Annotated in this window: 22 protein-coding genes; 16 read left to right on the forward strand and 6 right to left on the reverse strand. The window is 62.5% G+C overall.

The genetic code is table 11. The features are described from left to right. Nucleotides 1–114: 114 nt before the first annotated feature. The 3 genes from AB4O09_RS00475 to AB4O09_RS00485 all read left to right on the forward strand — a co-directional run bounded on the left by AB4O09_RS00475 (nt 115) and on the right by AB4O09_RS00485 (nt 2,934). Complete coding sequence (locus AB4O09_RS00475; RefSeq protein ID WP_003196298.1) at nt 115–1,140, forward strand: LysM peptidoglycan-binding domain-containing protein; 1,026 nt, start codon at nt 115–117, stop codon at nt 1,138–1,140. 80 nt (nt 1,141–1,220) lie between these two features. Continuing rightward, nucleotides 1,221–2,315, forward strand: coding sequence for a DNA-processing protein DprA (gene dprA / locus AB4O09_RS00480; protein WP_003196296.1), 1,095 nt, complete (start codon nt 1,221–1,223; stop codon nt 2,313–2,315). Between the two features lie 61 nt (nt 2,316–2,376). Further along, nucleotides 2,377–2,934, forward strand: coding sequence for an L-threonylcarbamoyladenylate synthase type 1 TsaC (locus AB4O09_RS00485; protein ID WP_003196294.1), 558 nt, complete (start codon nt 2,377–2,379; stop codon nt 2,932–2,934). A gap of 202 nt (nt 2,935–3,136) precedes the next feature. Here AB4O09_RS00485 and AB4O09_RS00490 read toward each other — a convergent pair whose 3' ends face one another. Next, entirely contained in the window at nt 3,137–4,114 is a 978-nt protein-coding gene (locus AB4O09_RS00490) for an NADPH:quinone reductase (RefSeq protein WP_013691962.1), read from the reverse strand. Between the two features lie 163 nt (nt 4,115–4,277). Between AB4O09_RS00490 and hemF the strand changes: the two genes are divergently transcribed. Both hemF and aroE read left to right on the forward strand, forming a co-directional pair. Further along, nucleotides 4,278–5,192, forward strand: a complete 915-nt coding sequence (gene hemF, locus AB4O09_RS00495) for an oxygen-dependent coproporphyrinogen oxidase (RefSeq protein WP_003196290.1) — start codon at nt 4,278–4,280, stop codon at nt 5,190–5,192. A 13-nt stretch (nt 5,193–5,205) separates the two neighbouring features. Then, nucleotides 5,206–6,027, forward strand: coding sequence for a shikimate dehydrogenase (gene aroE / locus AB4O09_RS00500; RefSeq protein WP_013691961.1), 822 nt, complete (start codon nt 5,206–5,208; stop codon nt 6,025–6,027). Between the two features lie 129 nt (nt 6,028–6,156). Here the strand turns inward: aroE and AB4O09_RS00505 are convergent, their stop codons facing one another. The 3 genes from AB4O09_RS00505 to betC form a co-directional block, all read right to left on the reverse strand. Then, a complete protein-coding gene (locus AB4O09_RS00505) occupies nt 6,157–7,725 on the reverse strand; it encodes a SulP family inorganic anion transporter (protein WP_003196286.1) in 1,569 nt (522 codons plus the stop codon). Between the two features lie 189 nt (nt 7,726–7,914). Then, nucleotides 7,915–8,835, reverse strand: a complete 921-nt coding sequence (gene choX, locus AB4O09_RS00510; RefSeq protein WP_003196284.1) for a choline ABC transporter substrate-binding protein — start codon at nt 8,833–8,835, stop codon at nt 7,915–7,917. A 15-nt stretch (nt 8,836–8,850) separates the two neighbouring features. Beyond that, nucleotides 8,851–10,365: a choline-sulfatase gene (betC, locus tag AB4O09_RS00515; protein ID WP_460107843.1), complete on the reverse strand. Its 1,515-nt coding sequence runs from the start codon at nt 10,363–10,365 to the stop codon at nt 8,851–8,853. A 114-nt stretch (nt 10,366–10,479) separates the two neighbouring features. On the opposite strand from betC, the gene AB4O09_RS00520 reads away from it, so the two are divergent. Continuing rightward, nucleotides 10,480–11,430 carry a choline sulfate utilization transcriptional regulator gene (locus AB4O09_RS00520; RefSeq protein WP_003196280.1) on the forward strand — a complete coding sequence of 317 codons (951 nt, stop codon included), beginning with the start codon at nt 10,480–10,482 and terminating at the stop codon, nt 11,428–11,430. A 38-nt stretch (nt 11,431–11,468) separates the two neighbouring features. Here the strand turns inward: AB4O09_RS00520 and AB4O09_RS00525 are convergent, their stop codons facing one another. Then, complete coding sequence (locus AB4O09_RS00525; RefSeq protein WP_460107846.1) at nt 11,469–12,128, reverse strand: NAD(P)-dependent oxidoreductase; 660 nt, start codon at nt 12,126–12,128, stop codon at nt 11,469–11,471. An 84-nt stretch (nt 12,129–12,212) separates the two neighbouring features. Here AB4O09_RS00525 and AB4O09_RS00530 point away from each other — a divergent pair, with 84 nt between their 5' ends. From AB4O09_RS00530 to AB4O09_RS00575, 10 genes are all read left to right on the forward strand, one after another. Next, complete coding sequence (locus tag AB4O09_RS00530) at nt 12,213–12,539, forward strand: DOPA 4,5-dioxygenase family protein (RefSeq protein WP_013691959.1); 327 nt, start codon at nt 12,213–12,215, stop codon at nt 12,537–12,539. Nucleotides 12,540–12,966: 427 nt separating this feature from the next. Further along, nucleotides 12,967–14,274 carry a CitMHS family transporter gene (locus tag AB4O09_RS00535; RefSeq protein ID WP_003196275.1) on the forward strand — a complete coding sequence of 436 codons (1,308 nt, stop codon included), beginning with the start codon at nt 12,967–12,969 and terminating at the stop codon, nt 14,272–14,274. A gap of 61 nt (nt 14,275–14,335) precedes the next feature. After that, nucleotides 14,336–15,103, forward strand: coding sequence for a TerC family protein (locus tag AB4O09_RS00540; RefSeq protein ID WP_003196274.1), 768 nt, complete (start codon nt 14,336–14,338; stop codon nt 15,101–15,103). Between the two features lie 337 nt (nt 15,104–15,440). Next, nucleotides 15,441–17,099, forward strand: coding sequence for a Na/Pi cotransporter family protein (locus tag AB4O09_RS00545; RefSeq protein ID WP_003196273.1), 1,659 nt, complete (start codon nt 15,441–15,443; stop codon nt 17,097–17,099). A gap of 201 nt (nt 17,100–17,300) precedes the next feature. Next, a complete protein-coding gene (locus AB4O09_RS00550) occupies nt 17,301–18,692 on the forward strand; it encodes a M16 family metallopeptidase (RefSeq protein WP_460107849.1) in 1,392 nt (463 codons plus the stop codon). A 224-nt stretch (nt 18,693–18,916) separates the two neighbouring features. Then, entirely contained in the window at nt 18,917–19,942 is a 1,026-nt protein-coding gene (locus AB4O09_RS00555; protein WP_003196268.1) for a DUF5924 family protein, read from the forward strand. A 52-nt stretch (nt 19,943–19,994) separates the two neighbouring features. Continuing rightward, a complete protein-coding gene (locus AB4O09_RS00560) occupies nt 19,995–21,143 on the forward strand; it encodes an ABC transporter permease (protein ID WP_003196266.1) in 1,149 nt (382 codons plus the stop codon). Beyond that, nucleotides 21,140–21,943 carry an ABC transporter ATP-binding protein gene (locus AB4O09_RS00565; protein ID WP_003196263.1) on the forward strand — a complete coding sequence of 268 codons (804 nt, stop codon included), beginning with the start codon at nt 21,140–21,142 and terminating at the stop codon, nt 21,941–21,943. The genes AB4O09_RS00560 and AB4O09_RS00565 overlap by 4 nt, the downstream gene beginning before the upstream one ends. 1 nt (nt 21,944) lies before the next feature. After that, entirely contained in the window at nt 21,945–22,883 is a 939-nt protein-coding gene (locus AB4O09_RS00570; protein ID WP_003196260.1) for an MlaD family protein, read from the forward strand. Continuing rightward, nucleotides 22,880–23,515 (forward strand): ABC-type transport auxiliary lipoprotein family protein, encoded by a 636-nt coding sequence (locus tag AB4O09_RS00575; RefSeq protein ID WP_460107851.1) that lies wholly within the window; start codon nt 22,880–22,882, stop codon nt 23,513–23,515. Before AB4O09_RS00570 ends, AB4O09_RS00575 begins: the two co-directional genes overlap by 4 nt. Before the next feature lie 20 nt (nt 23,516–23,535). On the opposite strand, the gene AB4O09_RS00580 is transcribed toward AB4O09_RS00575, so the two are convergent. Then, nucleotides 23,536–24,765, reverse strand: coding sequence for a nucleoside recognition domain-containing protein (locus AB4O09_RS00580; RefSeq protein ID WP_003196256.1), 1,230 nt, complete (start codon nt 24,763–24,765; stop codon nt 23,536–23,538). Nucleotides 24,766–24,883 lie beyond the last annotated feature (118 nt).

Below are 24,883 nucleotides of genomic sequence, written 5' to 3' on the forward strand. Positions count from 1 at the left end.
GGGATGCAGGCTACCGTTGTAAAACGTTGCTCTTGTGGAGAATAGCTCCTTAAGCAGCGAGCCACGGGGGCTCTGGCGTTTTACGCGAACGCACATAATAAAGGGATTCACCGCATGAGGAAATCACTACTCGCCCTGCTGCTCCTGGCCTCGGCCGGGATCGCGCACGGGCAAGTGCAACTTCGGGAAGGTTTTCCCCAGCAATACACGGTGGTGACGGGGGACACGCTGTGGGACATTTCCGGCAAGTACCTGCGCGAGCCGTGGAAATGGCCCGAGCTGTGGCAGGCCAACCCGCAGATCGAAAACCCCAACCTGATTTATCCGGGCGACACCCTGTCGCTGGTCTACGTCAACGGCCAGCCGCGCCTGACCCTCAATCGCGGCGCCTCGCGCGGCACCATCAAGCTGTCGCCGCGCATTCGCAGCTCGCCAGTGGCCGACGCCATCCCGAGCATTCCACTGCAAGCCATCAACAGCTTCCTGCTGAGCAACCGCATCGTCGACACGCCTGAGGATTTCAACAAGGCCCCCTACGTCGTCGCCGGCAATGCCGAACGGGTGCTCAGTGGCATGGGGGATCGAGTCTTTGCCCGTGGCTCGTTCGATGCGAACCAGACGGCGTACGGCATCTTTCGCCAGGGCAAGGTCTACACCGACCCCGAGACCAAGGAATTCCTGGGCATCAACGCCGACGACATCGGCGGCGGCGAGGTGGTCGCCACCGAGGGCGATGTCACTACCCTGGCCCTGCAACGCACCACCCAGGAAGTGCGCCTGGGTGATCGTTTGTTCAGCGGCGAAGAGCGCTCGATCAACTCGACGTTCATGCCCAGCGCGCCGAAATCGGACATCCACGGGTTGATCCTGGACGTGCCGCGAGGCGTGACCCAGATCGGCGCGCTGGACGTGGTCACCCTGAACAAGGGCCGGCGCGACGGGCTGGCCGAAGGCAATGTGCTGGCGGTGATGAAGACCGGTGAAACCGTACGCGACCGCATTACGGGCGAGCGGGTGAAGATCCCCGATGAGCGCGCCGGCCTGCTGATGGTTTTCCGCACCTACGACAAGCTCAGCTATGGCCTGGTGCTGTACGCATCGCGCTCGTTGGCGGTGCTCGACAAGGTCCGTAATCCGTAACGGGTCTCACAAGTTACCAACAGAGTTATCCACAGCTTGTTCCCGTTTGTACGGGGCTTATAACGGTCAAGGATGATCGCATGTCATTACCTGAATCTACGCCGGTTTCCCCTGCGGAACTGGAGGCCCGGCTACGCCTTCACCGCTTGCCGGAGCTGGGACCCAAACGTTTCATGACGCTGATGGAGGCCTTCGGCTCGGCCTCCAAGGCCATCAGTGCACCGGCCAGCGCCTGGCGCGCGCTGGGCTTGCCGCTGGCCTGTGCCGAGGCGCGGCGCAACCCGGATGTGCGTGACGGCGCCGCCCATGCATTGGCCTGGCTGGAGCGTGCGGGCCAGCATTTACTGATGTGGGACCAACCCGACTACCCGGCGCTGCTGGCGCAGATCAGCGATGCGCCGCCGCTGCTGTTCGTCGCTGGCGACACCTCGATCCTGGAAAAACCCCAGCTGGCGATGGTCGGCAGTCGGCGGGCATCACGCCCCGGCATGGACACTGCGGCGGCGTTTTCCCGAAGCCTGGCCGGGGCCGGTTTTGTCATCACCAGCGGCCTGGCCCTGGGCATCGATGCGGCGGCCCATCAGGCGGCGCTGGATGTTGGCGGGCGCACCGTCGGCGTGTTGGGCACCGGTCTGGAAAATTTTTATCCACAGCGCAATCGTCGGCTGGCGGACGCGATGATTGCCCAGGGCAGCGCGGTGTTGTCGGAGTTCCCGTTGGACGCACCGCCCCACGCCAGCAACTTTCCGCGGCGCAACCGGATCATCAGCGGCTTGTCCCTGGGCGTGCTGGTGGTAGAGGCCAGTGTCGCCAGCGGCTCACTGATCACCGCGCGACTGGCGGCGGAACAGGGTCGCGAGGTGTACGCCATTCCTGGATCGATCCATCACCCCGGGGCCCGAGGCTGCCATCAACTGATCCGCGACGGTGCGGCGCTGGTGGAAACCGTCGAGCATATCCTCGAAGCGCTGCGCGGTTGGCAGCGGTTGCCGCCGGCCTCGGAGCCCGTGCCCGTGACCCATCCGCTGCTGCGCCTGCTGCATGCCGCGCCGCTGAGCAGTGAGGCGCTGGCCGACGCCAGTGGCTGGGGCTTGCCCAAAGTGCTGGCGGCGTTGACCGAACTGGAGATGGAAGGACGCGCCACCTGCGACAACGGACGCTGGTTTGCACGCTAGGTTTTATGGGGAAGATCGGTAAACTGCCCACAGCCTTATTTGCGTTGCGGGAGAATCTTTCATGGTCAACAGTTGGCGTGTGCAACAAGCCGCGCGAGAAATTCGTGCCGGGGCGGTGATTGCCTATCCAACCGAAGCGGTCTGGGGCCTGGGTTGTGACCCATGGAACGAGGAGGCGGTGGAACGCCTGCTGGCGATCAAGTCGCGGCTGCCCGACAAAGGCCTGATCCTGGTGGCTGACAACATCCACCAGTTCGACTTCCTGTTCGAAGACTTCCCCGATACCTGGATGGACCGCATGGCCAGCACCTGGCCGGGGCCCAATACCTGGCTGGTGCCGCACCAGAACCTGCTGCCGGAATGGATCACCGGGGTGCACGACACCGTCGCCCTGCGGGTCAGCGATCATCCCACCGTGCGCGACTTGTGCTCGCTGGTCGGGCCGCTGGTGTCCACCTCGGCCAACCCCCAAGGACGCCCGGCGGCGCGCACGCGGATTCGCGTCGAGCAGTATTTCCGCGGGCAGATCGACCTGGTGCTGGGCGGCAACCTGGGCGGGCGCAAGAACCCCAGCGTGATTCGCGACCTGGCTACTGGCAAGGTCGTGCGCCCGGACTGATACCGCGTCATCGTTCATCGCGGGCAAGCCTTGCTCCCACAGAGTAAAACCTGTGGGAGTGAGGCCTACTTTCACAGAACATAGCCTGTGGGAGATCTACCTCCACAGAGCATGGCCTGTGGGAACATGGCCTACTTCCACAGAACATACCCTGTGGGAGCATGGCTTGCCCGCGATGAGGCCATCACAAACACCCTGTAATTCAAGGCAGGAGAACGGTCGACCCCGTCGTGCGCCGCGCCGATAACTCGGTATGAGCCTTGGCCGCTTCCGCCAGTGGATAACGCTGGTTGATATCCACTTTGATCTTGCCGCTGCTGATCATCCCGAACAGCTCGTCGGCCATGCGCTGCAGGTTTTCGGCGTTGTTGGCGTAAGTCGCCAGGGTCGGGCGGGTGACGTAGAGCGAGCCCTTGGCCGCGAGGATCCCCAGGTTCACACCGTCCACCGCACCTGAAGCATTGCCGAAGCTCACCACCAGGCCACGGGGGGCGACGCTGTCCAGGGAGGTCAACCAAGTGTCCTTGCCAACTCCGTCGTACACCACGGGCACCTTCTTGCCGTCAGTCAATTCCAGCACCCGCTGTGCGACGTTTTCCTTGCTGTAGTCGATGGTTGCCCACGCGCCGTGGGCTTTGGCGATGGCGGCCTTTTCCGGCGAGCTGACGGTGCCGATCAGCTTCACGCCCAAGGCCTTGGCCCACTGGCAGGCCAGGGAGCCCACACCACCAGCAGCGGCGTGGAACAGGATGGTCTCGCCGCCCTTGAGTTCATAGGTCTGGCGCAGCAGATATTGCACGGTCAGGCCCTTGAGCATCACACCGGCCGCCTGTTCGAAACTGATGGATTCGGGCAGATGAACCAGGTTGGCCTCGGGCAACACATGCACATCGCTGTAGGCCCCCAGCGGACCGCTGCCGTACGCCACTCGGTCGCCGACCTTGAACCGCTTGACGTCCGAGCCGATCGCCTCGACCACGCCCGCGCCCTCGGCACCCAGGCCCGATGGCAATGCCGGTGGCGGATAAAGACCGCTGCGGTAGTAGGTGTCGATGAAATTCAGGCCGATCGCCTTATTGCTGACGCGCACCTGCTGCGGGCCGGGCTCGGCAGGCGAGTAATCGACGTACTCGAGCACTTCGGGACCGCCGTGGGAACTGAACTGGATACGTTTGGCCATCTTCACTTTCTCCTTGTCGCAGGACTTTTACCAAGCCTGCTATCGGACTCCTAAGCTTGACCGTCGTCAACTGTGGTGTGGGCAAGTGCGGTGGTATCCTGTGCGCCCATTTGCCACCGGCCCGCCATACGCCGCGTAGCGTAGCCCTGATCAAGGTGATGTCATGTCCACTCGCACCGAGGCCGTGAAAGCCTACCTGCTCGACCTGCAAGACCGTATCTGCACCGCCCTGGAAACCGAAGACGGCGGCACTCGCTTCGTCGAAGATGCCTGGACCCGGCCGGCCGGTGGTGGCGGTCGCACGCGGGTGATCGAGAACGGCACGGTGATCGAAAAGGGCGGCGTCAACTTTTCCCACGTCTTCGGCAGCGGCCTGCCACCCTCAGCCAGCGCCCATCGGCCAGAACTGGCCGGGCGCGGCTTCGAAGCCTTGGGTGTGTCGCTGGTGATCCACCCGCACAACCCGCACGTGCCAACCTCCCACGCCAACGTGCGCTTCTTCATCGCCGAAAAGGAAGGCGAAGAACCCGTCTGGTGGTTTGGTGGCGGCTTCGACCTGACGCCTTACTACGGCGTCGAGGAAGACTGCGTCCATTGGCACCGTGTCGCCGAGCAGGCCTGCGCGCCATTCGGCCCCGAGGTGTACCCGCGCTACAAAGCCTGGTGCGACAGCTATTTCCACCTCAAGCATCGCAACGAGCCCCGAGGCATCGGCGGCCTGTTTTTCGACGACCTGAACGCGTGGGATTTCGACACCTGCTTCGCCTTCATCCGCGCCATCGGCGACGCCTACATCGATGCCTACCTGCCGATCGTGCGCCGCCGCAAGCACGACGCGTTCACCGCCAAACAGCGGGAATTCCAGGAATACCGTCGTGGGCGCTACGTGGAATTCAACCTGGTCTACGACCGCGGCACCCTGTTCGGGCTGCAATCGGGTGGACGTACCGAATCGATCCTGATGTCCCTGCCACCGCAAGTGCGCTGGGGCTACGACTGGAAAGCCGAACCGGGCAGCGAAGAAGCGCGGCTGACCGAGTACTTCCTGCAGGATCGCGATTGGCTGGCGACGGCCTGAACGAGGATTATCCATGGACCGCTACGTTGTAATGGGTAACCCGATCGGCCACAGCAAGTCGCCGTTGATCCATCGCCTGTTTGCCGAGCAGACCGGGCAAACCCTGGACTACAGCACGTTGCTGGCGCCCTTGGAGGATTTCGCCGGTTGCGCCCGAGAATTTTTCCGCGAGGGGCGTGGGGCAAACGTCACGGTGCCGTTCAAGGAAGACGCCTTCCGCCTGGCCGACAGCCTGACCGAGCGGGCCCAGCGGGCCGGGGCGGTCAATACGTTGAGCAAACTGGCCGACGGTCGCCTGCTGGGTGACAACACCGACGGCGCCGGGCTGGTCAGGGACCTGACCGTCAACGCCGGCTTCAGCCTCAAGGGCAAGCGCATCCTGTTGCTCGGGGCCGGCGGCGCGGTGCGCGGTGCCCTGGAACCGTTGCTGGCCGAAGCGCCGGCCTCGGTGATCATCGCCAATCGCACGGTGGAAAAGGCCGAATTGCTGGCCGAGTTGTTCGCCGACCTGGGCCCGGTTTCCGCCAGCGGGTTCGACTGGCTGCAAGAACCGGTGGACCTGGTCATCAACGCCACCTCCGCGAGCCTGTCGGGGGATGTACCGCCGATTGCCGCCAGCTTGATCGAGCCCGGCAAGACGGTTTGCTACGACATGATGTATGGCAAGGAACCGACCTCGTTCTGCCGTTGGGCCAAGGAACACGGTGCGGCGGTGGCGATGGATGGCCTGGGCATGCTCGCCGAACAGGCAGGTGAAGCGTTCTACCTGTGGCGCGGGGTACGCCCGGACACCGCGCCAGTACTTGCCGAGCTGCGCCGCCAACTGGCGCTTTAAGCTCCTGTGGGAGCAAAGCTTGCTCGCGAAGCAGGCGCCTCGGTTTCCAAAAGACCGCGTCGCATTCATCGCGAGCAAGCTTTGCTCCCACAAGTCCTCTTGCACCAAATTTTGTGTGCCTGAACCTTTTCAGTCTTCGAAATGAATCGGGCACTTCTGCGCCCCCTCCAGCTTCAACAACTCCTCCACCACCTGGGGCCGGGCCATGCGCAAGGTCAGGCTACGGCCCTGGCTGCGCAGGCGCCGGGCTTCCTGGTGGAGCATTTCCACCCCGGAATAATCGATGAAGTTGATCTGCTGGGCATCGATTACCACCCGCTGCGCCTGCAACCGTTGCAGGCGCGCTTGCAGGTAATGGCTGGCGCCGAAAAAGATCGAGCCGCCGACCCGCAGGATCTCCGCCTCCCCTTCGCGAAAATGCTGCACCCGCGGCTGTGAAGTGCGCTTGAGGTAAAAGAACAGCGAGGCCAGTACGCCGGCGTAGATGGCGGTTTGCAGCTCCAGCAGCAACGTGGCCAGGCAGGTCAGGCTCATCACCACAAATTCGGCGCGGCTCACGCGGTACAACGCCCGGATACCGCGGTGGTCCACCAGTCCCCAGGCGATCAACAAAATGCTGCCGGCCATGGCCGGAATCGGAATGTGCGCAATCAGGTTCGCCCCGGCGACCGCAAACAACGCCACCCACAAGGCCGAGAACACCCCGGCCAGGGGCGAGCAGGCCCCGGCGTCATAGCTGAGGCCGGAACGGGTAAAGGAACCGGCCGACAATGATCCGGAGAAAAATCCGCCAACGATGTTGGAAAGCCCCTGCGCCCTCACCTCCTGGTTCGCATCGAGCAATTGCCCGGAACGTACCGCCAGCGAGCGGGCGATGGACAGGCTGGTGACCAGCCCGAGCATGCCCACCGCAACCGCCCCGGGCAGCAGGCGCAGGATCAGCTCCAGGTCCAACGGCAACAGCGTGAGCGGCGGCAGGCGCCCGGCAAAGGCACTGACCAGCGCCACATGCGCGAACATCGCCGGCCACAACCAGACCACCAGGCTGCTGATGACTAAAGTTATCAACAGGCTCGGCCAACGCGGCAGCAGGCGCTTGAGCACCACGCCCAGGACCAGGGTCCCCAAGCCCAGCAGCAGCGATGGCTTATCCACAGCCCCGATGTGGTCGACCAGCATCAGCAGCCCCCTCAACGCCGTGGCTTCGTTCGGCAGGTCGAGGCCCAGCAGGTTCGGCAACTGCCCCAGGGCAATCACCACCGCCGCGCCCAGGGTGAAACCCAGCACCACCGAATGCGAGACGAAATTCACCAGCGCACCGAAACGCAGCAGTCCCAGCAACCATTGAAAAATGCCCGCCAACACCGTCAGTAGCAGGATCAAGGTGATGTAGTCCTGGCTGGCGGGGACGGCCAGCGGACTGACGGTGGCGTACAAGACGATGGAAATCGCCGCCGTGGGGCCGCAGATCAGGTGCCACGACGAACCCCACAGGCAGGCGATGAGCACCGGCACGATCGCCGCATACAAGCCGTACTCCGGTGGCAAACCGGCAATCAGGGCGTAGGCAATGGACTGCGGCAACGCGAGAATCGCGCCGCTCAGGCCGACGATCAGGTCACGGCCGACACTGGCGCGGGTCTGCCGGGGCAGCCAGCTCAGGAAAGGAAAGAGTGAACGGCGCGTGGGGATTGCCATGGGGCCTCAAGGATGGGGTTTGCAAGCAAGGGTATCAGGACAAGGCACTGTTCTCCCTGTGGCGAGGGAATTTATGTGGGAGCAAAGCTTGCTCGCGAAACAGGCACCTCGGTCTCTGAAAGACCGAGTTGTCTTCATCGCGGGCAAGCCTTGCTCCCACAATAGTCCCCTTGCGACAGTGCTCCGCCGTCAGAGCTTGGCCTTCACCGCCGCCAGTGCATCCTTGCCATCCATCGTCTTCACACCGTCCAGCCATTTATCCAGGACCGCCGGGTTGGCCTTGATCCAGGCCTTGGCCGCATCGGCGTTGCTGACCTTGTTGTTCACCACCTCGGCCATGATGCTGTTTTCCATGTCCTGGGTGAAGCTCAGGTTGGTCAGCAGCTTGCCCACGTTCGGGCAGGCCTGTGCATAACCTTTGCGGGTCAGGGTGTAGACACTGCCCGTGTCGCCGAAGTATTTCTCGCCGCCCTTGAGGTAGTGCATTTTCAGTTGCACGTTCATCGGGTGCGGGGTCCAGCCGAGGAAGGTCACGAATTTCTGTTTCTTCACCGCCCGGGAGACTTCCGCCAGCATCGCCTGCTCGCTGGACTCCACCAGTTTCCACTCGCCCATGCCGAAGTCATTGGTCTTGATGATTTCTTTCAGGGAGAGGTTGGCCGGGGCGCCGGAGCCGATGCCGTAGATCTTCTTGTCGAACTTGTCGGCGAATTTGTTCAGGTCGGCAAAGTTATGCACACCGGCATCCCAGACGTAGTCCGGGACCGCCAGGGTGAATTCGGTGCCGTCCAGGTTCTTGGCCAGTTGCGTGACGTCGCCATTGGCCACGAACTTGTCATAAAAGCCCTGCTGTGCCGGCATCCAGTTACCCAAAAACACATCCACCTGGCCATCCTTGAGGCCACCGAAGGTAATCGGCACCGCGAGGGTATCGACCTTGGCCTTGTAGCCCATCCCGTCCAGCAGGAAGCCGGTGATGGCATTGGTGGCGGCAATATCGCTCCAGCCCGGGTCGGCCATCTTCACCGTTTCGCAGCTTTGCTCGGCCCAGGCCGAAACACTGCTCAACGCCAACAGCCCAGCGGTCAGTACTGTGGATAACTTTTGCATGGCTTGCCCCTTACGTTATTGGTTTTGGCAGGGTTGTGGATAACGGGCCTTGCGCTCCAGATCGTCGAGGTCGATGTGGTTACGCATGTACTGCTGGCTGGCGTCCACCAGCGGCTGGTGATCCCAGCTCTTGAGTTTGCCCAGGGTCAGCGCCTGGGCGACGAAACGGCGGCGACGCTGGCTGGCGAGCACCTGTTGATGAATAGCCGGGATGTCCCACTTGACACGCGTCTCGGCGAGAAAATCGGCGAACAGGGCTTGATGCTCAGGGGATTGGCTGAGATTTTCCAGTTCCTTGGGATCGTTGCGTAGGTCGAACAGCAGGCACGGGTCATCTTCGCTGTAGATGAATTTCCACGGGCCACGACGGATCATCATCAACGGGCTGATGGTGCCTTCGGCCATGTATTCACCGAAGACTTCGTCATGCCCGCCCTGCCCTTGCAGATGCGGCACCAGCGAACGGCCATCCAGCGGCAAGCCCGGTTCCAGCGTGCCGCCGGCCAGCTCCACCAGGGTTGGCAGCAAATCGGCGGTGGACACGGCCGCGCTCACCCGGCCGCTGGCGAACTGCCCCGGCGCACTGATCAGCAACGGTACGCGGGCAGCCATTTCGAACCAGTGCATTTTGTACCAGAGGCCCTTTTCGCCGAGCATGTCCCCGTGATCGCCGGAGAACACGATGATCGTGTCGTCCAGTAGACCAGTGTCTTCCAGGGTCTGCAGCAGCTTGCCGACATTGCTGTCAATGTAGCTGCACGCGCCGAAATAGGCGCGGCGGGCATCCCGAATCTTATCCACAGGCAGTGGCTTGTCCCACAGGTCATAGACCTTCAGCAGCCGCTGGGAATGTGGGTCGAGCGCCTTTTGCGCCGGGGTCTGCGGCAAAGGAATGTCGTTGTCGTCATACAAATCCCAGAACGCCTTGGGAATCGTGTACGGATCGTGTGGGTGCGTCATCGATACGGTGAGGCAAAACGGCTGGTCGCCGTCCTCGCGGATATGGTCGAACAGGTACTGCTGTGCCTTGAACACCACTTCTTCATCGAAATCCAGCTGGTTGGTGCGCACGCACGGCCCGGCCTGCAACACCGACGACATGTTGTGGTACCAGCTCGGCCGCACGTCCGGCTCGTCCCAGTTCACCGACCAGCCGTAGTCGGCCGGGTAAATGTCGCTGGTCAGGCGTTCTTCGTAGCCGTGCAGTTGGTCCGGCCCACAAAAATGCATCTTGCCGGACAGCGCCGTGCGGTAGCCGAGGCGGCGCAAGTAGTGGGCGTAAGTCGGCACGTCCGCAGGGAAATCCGCCGCGTTGTCGTAGGCGCCGATCTTGCTCGGCAACTGGCCGCTCACCAGGGTAAAACGCGACGGTGCGCACAGCGGGCTGTTGCAATAGGCGGCATCGAACACCACGCCCTCGGCGGCCAGGCGCGACAGGTTCGGCAACTTGATCGGCGAAGGACCGTAGATCGGCAACATTGGCGCGGCCATTTGATCGGCCATGATGAAAAGAATGTTCTTGCGCTTCATGTATTCGCGGCATTCCATAGTAGGCAGTTATGCGACATTGCTGCGATTGAGCATGTAGCCCCCGGGTTTTGGGGTAAAGCCCATGCAGGATAATGACTAGGATAAGCACAGCTTATGTATGATGCCCTGGGTAACCTGTCCCTGGAACTGTTCCGCGCCTTTGAAGCCGCGGCGCGCCAACAAAGCTTTACCGCGGCGGCGATTGAGCTGGGCACCACGCAACCGGCCATCAGCCAGCAGATCAAGCGCCTGGAAGAGCAACTGGGTACGCGGTTGTTCGACCGCATCTACCGCGGCATCGAACTGACCGAGGCCGGGACGATCCTGTTCGAACAAGTACAGGCCGGCTTGCAAAGCATCGATGCAGGGCTGAGCGCGATCACCGCCCAACACCAGCACGAGGTGTTGCAGGTGGCCACGGACTTCGCCTTTGCCGCCTACTGGCTGATGCCGCGCCTGCATCGCTTTCACGCCGCCAACCCGCAGGTGGACGTCAGCCTGGTGACCAGCGAACGCAACCACAACATGCTGCGCACCGATATCGACGTTGCCGTATTGTTCGGCGACGGTCGCTTCAAACAAGGCGAAAGTCGCTGGCTGTTCAGCGAAGAAGTTTTTCCGGTGTGCAGCCCGCTGCTGCTCAAGGATCGTCCCCTGCCCTTGTCCGCCCAGGCCTTGGCAGAGTTTCCCTTGCTGCACCTGCGTGCGGGCAACAGCAACAGCTGGTTCGAATGGAGCGGCGTATTCCGCGAGCTGGGCATCACGTCACCACCGGCCCCAGGGCAGTTGCGCTTCGACAACTACACGCTACTCATCCAGGCCGCAATTGGCGGCCAGGGCGTCGCCATCGGCTGGCGGCACCTTGTGGATAACTTATTGGCTCAGGGGCTGCTGTGTCGTCCGATCGCTGAAACTGTGCTCTCGCGGCTGGGGTATTACGTGGTCTTGCCCCAGCGTAAACGCCGCGGTGTGTTGATCAGGCAATTCGTCGATTGGCTGATGGAAGAACAGGTCAACAGTGCCGAATCGCTCACGGGGCTACCGTTGCCTTCCATTGCTGTTTGAAAAGATCGTCCGAACGCGGCCCGAGCCTTCGGCAGCTCCTACATGGCGGTGACAAAACTGACGTGCTCGCCCACGTGCAGGTTCAGGCGCAGCTCATCGGCGATGCCGACCGCGACCCGGTTGAGTCGCTCCAGGGATTCGGCCATGCCGGGTTCGAGGCTGGTGCTGACCTGGCTGAAATGTTCGATGCCCAGGCCAGGTGCGGCATAGGGTGCGTTGATCAAGGTCCACTGCAAGGTGCTGTTCTTCAGGGCATCGAGCACTTCTTCGGCGGCATGGCGCTGCAAATCGTCGTCCGTCGGCTCCTCGTCGAGCATCGCAAAGTCGCCCACCAGGAACAGCCGGGGAATATTCACCGCCTGCATGCCGGCGATCAGTGCATCCACGGCCAATACTTGCTCCACCGGGCCGGGAATCAATGTGCGCTCCACTTGTTCGCTGTTCATCGGCAGCCCCGGCGCGTTCAGCAGACACACCACGGCGCTGGCACCGGCAACACTTTGCTTGACCCGCTCGGGATCGAACAGATCACCGGTCTTGGTCCGCAGGCCCGGGCGGGGAGCCAGGGCAGTAAGATCGTCGAGAATGGCGATGACTTCGTGCTGGCGCCGCAGCATTTCAGCCATCAACGCACTGCCGAGGCTGCTCATGGCACCATAGAGCACCACTTTGATGACCGGGGTTTCGGCGTTTTTCATGGCTGCGTTCCTCTTTATCCCGCGTGTAAAGGCTCTGACCCGCGGCAAACGGCGAGGGTTCGGCCTCTTTTCAAGGAGTGACAGATGCAGCGGATCAAGGGCTACCACGCCCACGTGTATTTCGACGCCCACACCCTCGACCAGGCGCGGGCCCTGTGCGAGGAAGCGGCGCAATTGTTTCCACTGAAAATGGGCCGCGTCCATCAACGCCCGGTCGGCCCGCATCCGGACTGGAGCTGTCAGCTGGCGTTCGACCCGCAGTACATCGGCGTGGTCTTGCCATGGCTGGCGCTCAATCGCAAAGGCCTGGTGATTTTCCTGCACCCGGAGACCGGCGATGACCTGATCGACCATACCGAGCATGCGATCTGGATGGGGGCGGTGCGGCCGTTGGATCTTTCGGCGTTTTGATTGACCGGTGGCGCACCGATTTTCTGTGGGAGCAAAGCTTGCTCGCGATGAAGTTGACACACTCCCACTTGAGAGCCGCGGCGCCTTTATCGCGAGCAAGCTTTGCTCCCACAGGTGAGCTTTGCCCCACAGATAAATTTTGCTCCCACAGATAAGCTTTGCCCCACAGAAAAAACTCCATTGTCTGCAACGAAAGCTTGCTGAAAGCTAGCGCGATTAGGATCACCCCCACTACCGGCAAAAGACCGGTCGGCCAAAGCGAGTTTTCATGACTCGTTCGGCCCTTTTAACAACAACAATGGTGATTCTGATGTCCGCTGCTACCCGTCCCGCTGCACCCACTCCATCCGTCCGTCCCGAGCCTTGCATCCTGCGCTGACCTGTCCGGTTCGCCTTTGCCCGCCGCGCCACGCCTGGAGTATTTCCTATGCTGACTTTCCTTGGCTTTGCCATGGTCATCACGTTCATGTTCCTGATCATGACCAAGCGCCTGTCCGCGCTGATCGCCTTGATCATCATCCCGATCCTGTTCGCCCTGTTCGGTGGCTTTGCGCCGAAAATCGGCCCGATGATGCTCGAAGGCATCACCAAGCTCGCCCCGACCGGGGTGATGCTGATGTTCGCGATTCTGTATTTTGCCCTGATGATCGACTCCGGCCTGTTCGACCCGGCCGTGCGCAAGATCCTCAAGCTGGTCAAGGGCGACCCGTTGAAAGTTTCGGTCGGTACCGCCGTTCTGGCGCTCGTCGTTTCCCTTGATGGTGACGGCGCGACCACTTACATGATCTGCGTGGCCGCGATGCTGCCGCTCTACAGCCGCATCGGCATGAGCCCACGCATCATGGCTGGCCTGATCATCCTCGCTGGCGGCGTGATGAACATGACCCCGTGGGGCGGCCCGACGGCCCGTGCCGCCAGTGCCCTGCACGTGGACCCGTCCGACATCTTCGTGCCGATGATTCCGGCAATGGCCGCCGGTGTGGTGGCGATCCTGCTGATTGCCTACATGTACGGCAAGCGTGAGCGCGCACGCCTGGGTGAATTGCATCTGGTCGGCGATGAAATCGACCACAGCGAAATCAGCGTTTCCCAGTTCCCGGACGCCCGTCGTCCGAAGCTGATCTGGTTCAACGGCGCGTTGACCCTGGGCCTGATGGGCACCCTGATCGCCGGCCTGTTGCCACTGCCGGTGCTGTTCATGGTGGCCTTCAGTATCGCGATGATCGTCAACTACCCTTGCCTGCAACAGCAAAAAGACCGCGTTGCGGCCCACGCTGGCAGCGTGTTGGCGGTGGTCGGGCTGATTTTCGCGGCCGGTATCTTTACCGGTATCCTGTCCGGCACCGGCATGGTCGACGCCATGTCCAAGAGCTTGCTGGCAGTGATCCCGGACTTCCTCGGCCCGTACCTGGCAGTGATTACCGCGCTGGTGAGCATGCCGTTCACGTTCTTCATGTCGAACGATGCATTTTATTACGGGGTGTTACCGGTTCTCGCCGAGGCAGCCAGCCATTACGGCATCACCGCCGTTGAAATGGCCCGTGCCTCCATCGTCGGCCAGCCCGTCCACCTGTTAAGCCCGCTGGTTCCGTCGACCTACCTGCTGGTAGCCTTGGCCGGAATCGAGTTCGGCGACCACCAGCGCTTCACCCTGAAGTGGGCAGTACTGGTTTGCCTGTGCATAATGTTCGCCGCCTTGCTGATGGGGATTTTTCCGCTGTTCAGCACTCTATAAAAGCAATGCCCGCTGCGCCGCCATCAGCGGCGCGGCCTAACACTCGCTCAAAGGAACTCACATGGAATGGCTGACCAACCCGGAAATCTGGGTTGCCTTCTTTACCCTGACCGCCCTGGAAATTGTCCTGGGCATCGATAACATCATCATGATTTCGATCCTGGTCAGCCGCATGCCCAAGCACATGCAGGCGCGCACCCGGATCTTCGGCCTGGCGCTGGCCATGGTCACGCGGATCCTGTTGCTGCTGTCCATCACCTGGGTGATGCGCCTGACCGCCGATTTGTTCGAAGTGTTCGGCCAGGGCATCTCCGGTCGTGACCTGATCCTGTTCTTCGGTGGCCTGTTCCTGCTGTGGAAAAGCTCCCAGGAGATGTACCACGCACTGGAAGGCGAAGATGAAAGCAGCGACGAACCTTCGGGCAAGGGCGGCAACTTCATCTACACCATCATCCAGATCGCGATCATCGACATCGTGTTCTCCCTGGACTCGGTCATTACCGCCGTCGGCATGGTCTCCCATGTACCGGTCATGGTCGCGGCAATCATCGTCGCCGTGCTGGTGATGATGCTGGCTTCGGCCACCATCAGCGAGTTCATCGACAAGCACCCGTCGCTGAAGATGCTGGCGCTGTCGTTCCTGCTGGTGGTCGGTACCGTGCTGATCGCCGAGTCGTTCGACGTGCACGTGCCAAAAGGCTACGTCTACTTCGCCATGGCGTTCTCCCTGGCGGTGGAAGCCATCAACATCAAGATGCGCACTGCGATTGCACGCAAGCGCAAGCAGCAGGACCCGGTGAAACTGCGCAAGGATATGCCGGGTCAGTAACGGTACAGGGCAATGAATGAAGGGGCTCTTGGAGCCCCTTTTTCATGCCCGCGAAAAAGTGGCCGGATGCAAAACCTGTGGGAGCGAGCTTGCTCGCGATGGGGCCATGACATCCAACATTATCTTTGACTGTCAGGCCGCTATCGCGAGCAAGCTCGCTCCCACAGGGGGTTTGGTGGTTTTCGAGGGATGTATTTTTATGACGGATTTGTTTCAAACGATTCTTTAGCTGTGCAATGCTGGCGCCCGAACCGTTCGCCAACTACAGCTTAAGTACAAGAAAGAAGAATGTGGCATCGCCAATTTGTCCTTTTGGGACGCTAACAGGGGGCTCCTCATGCTGACCCTGCTGAATTTGCTCTCCGCCGTCGCCCTGCTGATCTGGGGCACGCACATCGTGCGTACCGGCATCTTGCGGGTCTATGGCTCGAACCTGCGCCATGTCATCGGCCAGAACATGTCCCGGCGCTGGCTGGCGTTTGTCGCCGGCATCATGGTCACGGCCATGGTCCAGAGCAGCAACGCCACGGCCATGCTCGTCACCTCGTTCGTCGGCCAGGGCCTGATGGCGCTGACCCCGGCCCTGGCGACCATGCTCGGCGCCGATGTCGGCACCGCGCTGATGGCACGGGTGCTGACCCTCGATCTGTCGTGGCTGTCGCCGCTGCTGATTTTCCTCGGGGTGATTTTTTTCCTGTCGCGCAAACAGACCCGCGCCGGGCAAATGGGTCGGGTCGGCATCGGCCTGGGGCTGATCATCCTGGCCCTGCAATTGATCGTCGAAGCCGCGGCGCCCATCACCCATGCCCAGGGCGTGAAAGTGATCTTCGCCTCGCTGACCGGCGACATCCTGCTCGATGCCTTGGTCGGCGCGCTGTTCGCGATGATCTCCTATTCCAGCCTGGCCGCCGTGCTGTTGACCGCAACACTGGCCGGCGCGGCGGTGATCAGCCTGCCGGTGGCCATCGGCCTGGTGATCGGCGCCAACATTGGCAGCGGCGTACTGGCGTTCCTCAGCACCAGCATGCAGAACACCGCCGGACGCCAGGTGGCGCTGGGCAGCCTGCTGTACAAGCTGATCGGGCTGTTGTTGATCATTCCAGTGCTCGACCCGCTGGTGGGCTGGCTGGACAGCCTGGATTTCAGCCCGCAGGAAACGGTGATTGGTTTCCATCTGCTCTACAACACCGTGCGTTGCCTGGTGCTGCTGCCCAGCGTCGGCCCCATGGCGCGGCTCTGTGCCTGGTTGCTACCGGAACGTCCGGACACCAACGGCACGGCCAAGCCGCGACATCTGGACCCTACCGCCCTCGTCACCCCGAGCCTGGCGCTGGCGAACGCGGCCCGGGAAACCTTGCGCATCGGCGATCTGATCGAAAGCATGCTCGAAGCCATGCTGGACGTGCTGCGGGGTACGCAGACGGCGGTGACCCAGGAAGTGCGTCGCATGAATGACGACGTCGAAGCGTTGTGCAGCGCAATCAAGTTGTACATGGCACAAATGCCCCGCGAGGACCTCAGTGAGCAGGACAGCCGCCGCTGGGCGGAAATCATCGAGCTGGCGATCAACCTCAAGCTGGCCAGCGACCTGATCGAGCGCATGTTGCGCAAGGTCCAGCAGCAGAAGACCTCGCAACGTCGGTCGTTTTCCGAGGTAGGCCTGGAGGAGTTGGCGGGCCTGCACAGCCACTTGATCGCCAACCTGCGACTGGGGCTGTCGGTATTCCTCAGTGCCGACCGGGAAAGCGCCCGGCAGTTGCTGCGTGAGAAACGTCGCTTTCGGGCGCAGGAACGGCGCATGGCCCATGCCCATGTCAGCCGCCTGCAGCGCAAGGTCGTGCAAAGCCTGGAGACCAGTTCCCTGCACCTGGAGCTGATCGCCGACATGAGGCGCCTCAATTCGCTGTTTTGCGGCAGTGCCTATGTGGTCCTGGAGACCGCCGAGATCGGTGCGTTGGCGGCAGATGAAATTTCCGACATTACCCATTCGCCGTGAACGACTGGCGCGTTGGTCAGTCAGTAACAATGTCTGTCAGTACAAAGGCTCGGGCCTGAAACCGTTCGCTGGCCCGCCTGCTCCCGTTGTCATGAACACCGCATAGATTCGATAGGGGGAGCGAGCCGACTCCGGGCGACGATCCGCCGATGACGGCCTGCCCGGCACCATGGACCTCCACTCAGCCGCCAGGAAGCCCTTATGCGTTGTCTGTTGTTCGCCTTTCTTTTGCTCGGCTCACTGCCCGTGGTCGCCCTGGACCGGTTCCAGGTCGAAGGCTACATGTTGCCCAACGGCATGCAGTTGATACTCAAGCCGGGCAGCGAGCGCGGGCATGTGGCGATCCGCTTGGTGGTCGGCGTGGGCCTGGACGACTTCAGTTGCGCCGACAAGGAACTGCCGCATCTGCTCGAACACCTGCTGTTCAGTGGCGTCGATGAGGGCGGTGAAGGTGGCCTGGAAGAGCGCATGCAGGCCTTGGGTGGCGAGTGGAATGCCTTCACGAGCAACGCCGACACCACGTTCGTCATCGAGGCGCCGGCGCGCAATCAACGCAAGGTCCTGGACCTGTTGCTGGCGCTGTTGACCCGCACCCGTATCGATGAAAAAGCCCTCGAGGCGGCCAAGCGGGTGGTGGAACGCGAGGACGGTGGCCACTACACCCACCTGCAACGCTGGCTCGATCATCAGGACCTGGGCCACAAGGCCAGCAACCAGCTGGCGGTTGAGTTGGGCCTGCGCTGCGCGGAACGGGCCGAGGTAGAACGCCATACCCTCGCCCGCCTCGAACAAGTGCGCAAGGACTGGTATGCACCGAACAACATGACCCTGATCGTGGTTGGCGACCTCGACCGACTGTTGCCGGCCTACCTGGAACGCGCCTTTGGCGAACTCGAGCCGGTGGAGCCCAGCCCACACGAGGCGCTGCCACAGATCCGCTACAAGGCAGTCACCAAGCGCAACCTGATCCATGGCCTGGTCGGCAACAGCGCCAAGCTTCATTGGCTGTTCCCGGAGCCGGTGCTGGATGAGCAGCATGACGAAACCTTCGACCTGCTCAAGGATTACCTGGACTGGGCGCTCTATCGCCAATTGCGCCTGGCCAGTGGCTTGTCCTACGGACCGTGGACCGAGCGCGAGGTGTTCGGCGGCGTTGGCTTCTTCAGCCTGAACGCAGACCTGTCCCGCGAAGACTTGCCCGAAGCCGAACAGGCGCTGGAAGAACTGCGCAAGAGATTGCTCAAGGATGGCCTGGACCCCGCCGATTTCGTGCGCATCAAGCGCGCGGCCATTGCCCATCAGTCCTGGGCGGTTCAAGGCAACAGCGCACTGGCCGATTACTACTGGGGTGCCCTGGGCGATTATGAAGACGGCCGCTTCGCCAACCCGGCCCTGCGCCTGCAGGAAGTGAGCCTGGAACAGGCCAACGTGGCCCTGCGCGAACTGCTCAAGGACCCGGGTTACCTGCGCATCGAGAAGCCGTTGCTCAGTGACGATGAGCTCGTCTGGGGGCTGGGCGGTCTGCTGGGGTTGCTGTTGCTTGGGTTGGTGGTGTGGCAGGTGCGCCGGCGGGCCCGGCCGAACGAAGAGTGATTTCGTGGCGGCACACATTTGTGGCGAAGGCATCTGTCTGCTGTGTGGGAGCAAGGCTTGCCCGCGATGGACGCGACGCGGTCTTTCAGAAACCGAGGCGCCTGTTTCGCGAGCAAGCTTTGCTCCCACAGCAAATCCCACTTGCCACAAGAGCACTCGTCACATCGATGTCCTGACGATACTCTGTCAGGGATATTTCCTACGACTTACTGTGAAACCACCGAATGCAAAACCTGACTCTCTACATCCAGCGCATCCTTGAACTGATGAAGCGCTATCCAGGGGTCATCGCGCTCGGTGGTTTCATCTCCGGGGTCGGCAGTTTCATGCTGGTCGACCGCCAGCAGGGCCTGGCGACCTGGATCGCCATCATGATGCTGGTGAGCTGGCTCTGGCTGATGGTCGAGAACAGCATGACCCGGCTGTTCGCGCGGATTTTCAAACGGGAAATCCCCCAGCCGCTGTTGCGCTACGCCACGCAGATGATTCACCAGGAAAGCCTGTTTTTCGTCCTGCCGTTTTTCTTCATCACCACCACCTGGAACAGCAGCCAGCTGATTTTCACCGGCCTGCTGACGATCGCGGCGCTGATTTCGATCACCGACCCGCTGTACTACAAATGGCTGGCGCCCCGGCGCTGGGCGTTCCTGGCGTTGCACACGCTGACGCTGTTCGCCGCCCTGCTCACCGCGCTGCCGGTGATCCTGCACCTGACCACCGACCAGAGCTTCAAGCTGGCGCTGGGCATTGCCATGCTGCTGTCGTTTCCCAGCCTGGCCTCGATCTTCCCGATCCGCACCGTGCGCAACGCCCTGGCGATCCTGTGCATCACCCTGGGGATTGGTGCCGCCGGCTGGGTGCTGCGCTCCTGGGTGCCACCGGCCACGCTGTGGATGACCGAAGTGGCGATCAGCACCCAACTGGAAGACCGCACGCCGGGCGCCAGCCTCAAGGAAGTCAGTGCGGCCCAGATCCGTGGCAACGGCCTGTACGCCTACACGGCCATCAACGCGCCGCGAGGGCTTGATGAGCGGATTTATCACGTCTGGCAGTTCAACGGTAAAGAAGTCGATCGCATCGCCCTGGACATCCACGGCGGGCGCAAGGAAGGCTATCGCGCCTGGACCCACAAGCAGAACTTCCCGCAAGACCCGACGGGTAAATGGCAAGTGCGGGTGCTGACGGAAAATGGCCAGATGATCGGCGTGCTGCGTTTCAACGTGAGCGCTGACGCACCCGAAGCAAAATAACGGCGGTCGTGCTATTAGGTAGCGCTGTTCAAGTCGAACGAGCATGGAGCTTATGACCCCCGGATCCCACACTGGCACTGCCCGGCTGGACACGTCTCGCTCTCCGGCGCAGCTCTGGGTCGGCGGCGACTGGACGCTGGCCCATTACGCACAGCTCAAGCGCTTGAGCGAATCCTTGCGCGGCCAATACGACGAGAACACCCTGATCGACCTCAACGGCCTCGGCGCCCTCGACACCGCCGGGGCTTCGTTGCTGGTGGAGCTGCTGGGCTCCGAACGGCTGGGCAAGACCACCGAGCACCCCGATTGCAGCTTGCCGGCCGCCGAGCGGGCGCTGTTGCAGACGGTCTATTGCTCGCTGACGGACTTCTGTGTGCCGGTGAAGGAGCCGCAGGTCGGCGTGCTGACACAGCTGCTGACGCGTATCGGTCGCGCGGTGGAAAAAGTCTGGCAAGACACTCTGCAACTGCTGGGTTTTGTCGGCCTGATCCTGGAAACCCTGGCCCGCAACCTGCTTCGCCCCAGGCGCTGGCGCATGACACCGATGGTCGTTCACATCGAACAGACCGGCCTGGACGCCGCCCCCATCGTCGCCCTGCTGACGTTTTTGGTGGGCGCAGTGGTGGCGTTTCTCGGCGCGACGGTATTGGCCGATTTCGGCGCCAGCATCTTTACCGTGGACCTGGTGGCGTTCTCGTTCCTGCGCGAATTCGGCGTATTGCTGACGGCGATTCTCATGGCGGGCCGCACCGCCAGCGCGTTCACCGCGCAGATCGGCTCGATGAAGGCCAACGAAGAAATCGACGCGATCCGCACCCTGGGCCTCGATCCGGTCGAGTTGCTGGTGATTCCACGGGTGCTGGCGCTGTTGGTGGCGCTGCCGATGCTGACCTTCCTGGCCATGCTCTCGGGCATTATCGGGGGCGGCGTGGTCTGCGCTTTGTCGCTGGGCATTTCCCCGGCCATGTTCCTGACGCTGTTGCAGTCGGACATTGGCGTGCAGCATTTCCTGGTGGGGATGGTCAAGGCGCCGATCTTTGCCTTCCTGATCGCTGCCGTGGGCTGCCTGGAAGGTTTCAAGGTCAGTGGCAGTGCCGAATCGGTCGGGGCTCACACCACGTCCAGCGTGGTGCAGTCGATTTTCGTAGTGATTGTTCTCGATGCCGTGGCCGCGCTGTTTTTCATGGAGATGAACTGGTGAGCCAACCCTTGCGACCGCCCTCCGAGGCAGTGATTCAAGTGCGCGGCCTGTGCAATCGCTTTGGCCGCCAGAGCGTGCATGAAAACCTCGACCTGGACGTGTACAAGGGCGAGATCCTTGCCGTGGTCGGCGGCTCCGGCAGCGGCAAATCGGTGCTGCTGCGCAGCATCATCGGCCTGAACCGGCCCAGCGAGGGTTCTGTGCGGGTGTTCGGCGAAGACTTGCCGAGCCTGCCCCCGGAACAACGTTCGCGGGTGGAACGGCGCTTTGGCGTGTTGTTCCAGAAAGGCGCGCTGTTCTCGTCATTGACCGTGACAGAAAACGTCGCCCTGCCGCTGATCGAACACGCCGGGCTCAGCCGGGCCGACGCCGAGCACTTGGCGGCGGTGAAGCTGGCCTTGGCCGGCCTGCCGTTAACGGCCGCCGACAAATACCCCGCCTCGCTGTCCGGCGGCATGATCAAGCGCGCCGCCCTGGCCCGTGCGCTGGCCCTGGACCCGGACATCCTGTTTCTCGACGAACCCACCGCCGGCCTCGATCCCATCGGTGCGGCGGCGTTCGACCAGTTGATCCTGACACTGCGCGATGCCCTGGGCCTGAGCGTGTTCCTGGTCACTCACGACCTGGACACCCTCTACACCATCACCGACCGGGTGGCGGTGCTGGCGCAGAAAAAAGTACTGGTGGCCGATGTCATCGACAAGGTGTCGGAAACCGACGACGCCTGGATTCACGAATACTTCCATGGCCCTCGCGGCCGCGCGGCGTTATCGGCCGCTACACAATCCAACGAGGTTTGACATGGAAACCCGAGCCCATCATGTGCTGATCGGCCTGTTCACCGTCATTGTGGTGGCTGGCGCCCTGTTGTTTGGTCTGTGGCTGGCCAAGTCCAACGTGGACAGCGAATTCAAGTATTACGAAGTGGTGTTCAACGAGGCGGTCAGCGGGTTGTCCCGGGGCAGCTCGGTGGAGTACAGCGGGATCAAGGTCGGCGACGTCGTCAACCTGCGCCTGGACCCGAACGACCCGCGTCGAGTGTTGGCGCGGGTGCGCTTGAGTGGGGAAACACCGGTCAAGCAAGACACCCAGGCCAAGCTGGCACTGACCGGCATCACCGGCACCTCGATTATCCAGCTCAGCGGCGGCACGCCCCAGAGCCCGGTGCTGACGGGGCACGATGGGGAACCGCCGGTGATCATCGCCGCGCCCTCGCCTATCGCCCGCCTGCTCAACAACAGCGATGACTTGATGACCAGCATCAACCTGCTGCTGCACAACGCCAATGAGGTGTTTTCCTCGGACAACGTCCAAAGCCTGGGCAAGACGCTGGAACACTTGGAACAAACCACGGGGGTCATTGCCGAGCAGCGCGGCGATATTCGCCAGGCCATGCAGCAACTGGCGTCCATCGGCAAACAGGCCAGCGCCACGCTGGAACAGACCACGGCGTTGATGCGCAACGCCAATGGTTTGCTCAACGACCAGGGCAAACAGGCGTTCGGCAACGCCGGCCAGGCCATGCAGTCCCTGGCGCGCAGCACCGCGACCCTCGACAAACTGCTGAACGACAACCGCGACTCGTTGAATAACGGCATGCAGGGCCTCAATGCCCTGGCGCCAGCCGTGCGTGAACTGCGCGAAACCCTGAGCGCCCTGCGGGGGATCTCCCGGCGCCTGGATGCCAACCCCAGCGGCTATTTGCTGGGCAATGACAAGGACAAGGAGTTCACGCCATGAAGCCGTCCAACCGGTTTATCCGCCCTCTTCTCTTGCTGGCAGGATTCGTCCTGGTGGGCGGTTGTTCGATTTTGCCCAAGGCCGAACCTTCGGATGTGTATCGCTTGCCCGTCACCCAGGCCCCGGCATCTGCGGGCGCGGCGGTGAGCTGGTCGCTGCGCCTGGCCAACCCCCAGGCCAGCGAGGTGCTCAACAGCCCGAAAATCGCGGTGATCCCCCAGGGCAATCTGTTCAGCAGTTACGCCGCCTCGCGTTGGAGCGACCCGGCCCCGGTGTTGTTGCGCAACCGCCTGCTCGATGGCTTCGCCCAGGATGGACGCGTCAGGCTGTTGAGCGTCGCCGACAGCAACCTGCAAGCGGACCTGGAGCTGGGCGGGCAATTGCAGGCGTTCCAGACCGAATACCAGGGCACTGCGGCCAGCGTGGTGATTCGCCTGGACGCGCTGCTGGTGCGCGGCTTCGACCAGCGCATCCTGGCCAGTCGCCGTTTTGAAGTGCGCCAGCCATTGAGCGATGTGAAAGTGCCAGCGGTGGTGGACGGCTTTGGTCGGGCCGGCGACCGGCTGACAGCCGAAGTGGTGGCCTGGACAGTGGAGCAAGGCCAGCGTTTCGCAACGCCGACCCAACCCTAGGGGCCGCCGGGCGACTCAGGTCAACCGAAGAACCAGTAGCAAACGCCAATCGCCGCCACGACCCCGGCCAACTCCGCCAGCAGCGCGCACCCCACGGCATGGCGCGCCCGCTGGATGCCGACGGCGCCGAAATACACCGCCAGCACGTAGAACGTGGTCTCGGTGCTGCCCTGGATGGTCGCCGCCACCAGGGCCGGGAAGCTGTCCACGCCAGAGGTCTTCATGGTCTCGATCAGCATCGCCCGGGCGGCGCTGCCGGAGAACGGCTTGACCATGGCGGTCGGCAAGGCATCGACGAAGCGCGTGTCCCAGCCGGCCCACTGCACCAGGTGCCGGATGCCGTCCAGGCCGAAATCAAGCGCTCCCGAAGCCCGCAGCACGCCCACGGCGCAAAGCATGGCTACCAGGTATGGCAGCAACGTCTTGGCGACGTCGAAGCCCTCCTTGGCGCCCTCGATGAAGGCTTCATACACCTTGACCTTGCGCAGGGCACCCACCACCAGGAACACAATGATCAAGCCGAACAACGTCAGGTTGCCCAAGATCGATGACAACCCCGCCAGCGCCGTGGCCGAGAGCGTCGCCAGCAGCGCCATGAAACCGCCCAGCGCCAGCGCGCCCGGGATCAGATAAGCCAGCACCACCGGATCCCACAACCGCAGGCGCTGCATGAACGCCACCGACAGCAGCCCCATCAGGGTCGAGGCGCTGGTGGCGAGCAGGATCGGCAGGAACACCAGGGTCGGGTCGGGCGCGCCTTGCTGCGCGCGGTACATGAAGATGGTCACCGGCAGCAGCGTCAGCGACGAGGCGTTGAGCACCAGGAACAGAATCTGCGCATTGCTGGCGATGGTCGGGCTGGGGTTGAGGTCTTGCAGGGCGCGCATGGCCTTGAGGCCGATGGGGGTGGCCGCGTTGTCCAGTCCCAGGCCGTTGGCGGCGAAGTTGAGGGTGATCAGGCCGATCGCCGGGTGGCCGGCAGGCACTTCCGGCATCAAGCGCAGGAACAGCGGCCCTAGGGCCTTGGCCAGCCAGTCGACGATGCCGGCTTTTTCAGCGATGCGCAGGAAGCCCAGCCACAGGGTCAGGGTGCCGAACAGCAGGACCATCACCTCCACCGACAGCTTGGCCATGGCGAAAATGCTTTCCACCATGGCCGCGAAGATCCCGGCATTGCCGCCGATCAACCACTGCGCCAGCGCCGACACGGCAGCCACGATAAAGAAGCCAAGCCACAGGCCATTGAGCATCGGTCAAATCCCCCGGAAGATGCCGCGAATGATAGCGGGGCTGGCAGAAACGACAAACCCCGGATTTCTCCGGGGTTTGCTTGGCACTGCGCAGATGATCAACGAACACCCTGTGGAA

The sequence above is a fragment of the Pseudomonas sp. H1_F01 genome, assembly GCF_054681425.1.